1 protein-coding gene is annotated in these 1,707 nt (G+C 53.8%); it reads right to left on the bottom strand.

The features are described from left to right. Window positions 1-76 precede the first annotated feature (76 nt). A complete protein-coding gene (locus HRF49_05565; protein ID MEP0814116.1) occupies window positions 77-1,615 on the bottom strand; it encodes a hypothetical protein in 1,539 nt (512 codons plus the stop codon). Window positions 1,616-1,707 lie beyond the last annotated feature (92 nt).

Here is a 1,707-nt window from a genome sequence, read left to right as displayed (position 1 = left end):
AACGAGCGTCCACATCATGGCTACCGCAACATGGGAAAACGCCCGATCGACACCATTAACGAATTCCAAAAGAGCGTTAGACAAGATGGTTAGTAGTACAGCCAACTTTATCAAGCGCAGTTGGCCATTTTTTGCCGCAATAGTCCATGAGTGAACTTAATCGTCCCGTATCAAGTTTGTCGCAGTCCTCAGGACGCTGCAACGGGCAGTCTTCAAGGCTATTCCATGTATCAATGCAGTCAACTAGTTCGGGAAATTGTTCTGGAAACTGCTGTGCCGCGCTTACCATATCCTTGCATATACCTCGCCAATAGTGGTCACTGCCAACTTCATACCCCGCTGAAATTGCATAAAAGCATTTGCAAGCCATTTCGCCGTATTTTCCAAAGTTGGCAGCCGTTTTAACCCACCTGCATAAATTGGGATATGCAATCCTAATTGCGGGGATCTTGCAAAGTTTGTTGAGGAAATCGCGTATTGCCTTGATAATTTTGCTGTCAAAAGCATCACAAGGTATTCCACCTGGATTATTGGATTGCGCAGGGATACCGAGTGGGCCATGATAGCCCATCGGACCTATGGTTCCTGGAGGCGGGCCGGGAATACTTATCGGAGGTAGGCCACCCCCTGCAATTGGAGCGCAAGGAGTGCGTAGCGGCGGCTTCGGCCCCCCGCATCCAGGCCCCGCACCTTCGCCCCCACTTCCGCCGATCCTGGGAGGACCATAATCCGCGCATCGCTCGTCATGCCTGTTGTAAATAACAAACATCGTCACGGTCTGTTTGCCTTCGCCGGGAATGTAGCAGCTTCCGCTTATAGGGTGAAAACACCATGACATGCCTGAACCACGGAGCGGGTCAATCGCAAGCCAATATTCCATGAATGCATTCTGTTTGCCAGCGCAATCATTGGGATCACCGTCAAAAATGTGAAGGCAAGTTTCCTTCAAGCACATTACGTCGATACCATCGCCGCCAACAGGGCGGCATTCGTCCACGCTCCAGCTGCAATCGCTTCCAAACGGAGGCGGCGTCTGGTTGTTTATGCTGTTTCCTGTTCCAAAAATTGGCGTGCTGCTTGCCTGAGGCCGTAATTGTCCTATCTGAAACATTCCGTGGGGATAATACGTACCCAGCCCCCTCCCTCCCGGATTGACGTCCCTGCCGATGATCCACGTCTTTACCCGCGTACCTTCGTACATCAGGTTCGTGCCGGAGATTTCCAGTGCGCCCCGGTCGCTCGGTAGCGCAATCGTGTTTTCGTTGTAAGTCGGATTCCTGTGGCTGAACAGCTCGCTCGGATAAAGCGTCGTCTGGGCCATGACCGTGGGCACCGCGCCGTTCACGAGCACGAGCCTGCCCTTGGCGGCTATCGCTTCGGTATCTCCGGCTGCCGATGTGCCGGGATTGTACGTCCTGCGAGATGGGGATATCTCGTCGGATACGTTGATGAATTGCGTGGCGCTGTTGGTTTGGATCTGCTGGCTCTCGACCGGCCGCAGTGCATGCGGATGGTTCGTCCACGTGGGCGCGGTATTTTTGGAGTGCGCCGATTCATCGGCGCTTTCAATCCGGCGATCAATCGCCGGAAAAAGGTCGGGATTGAAATTCCGCATTTCGAAATTGCACCGGCAAGCCGGTGCACTCCCAAATCCGGGCGTGGGCCGCACGCTCCAACCCAAGAATATCCGCGGTGAGGTTTTCCGGA

This window comes from bacterium, from assembly GCA_039961635.1.
In the GTDB taxonomy this organism is placed as follows: domain Bacteria; phylum 4484-113; class 4484-113; order JAGGVC01; family JAGGVC01; genus JABRWB01.
This window is presented reverse-complemented; position numbering and strand designations above follow the sequence as displayed.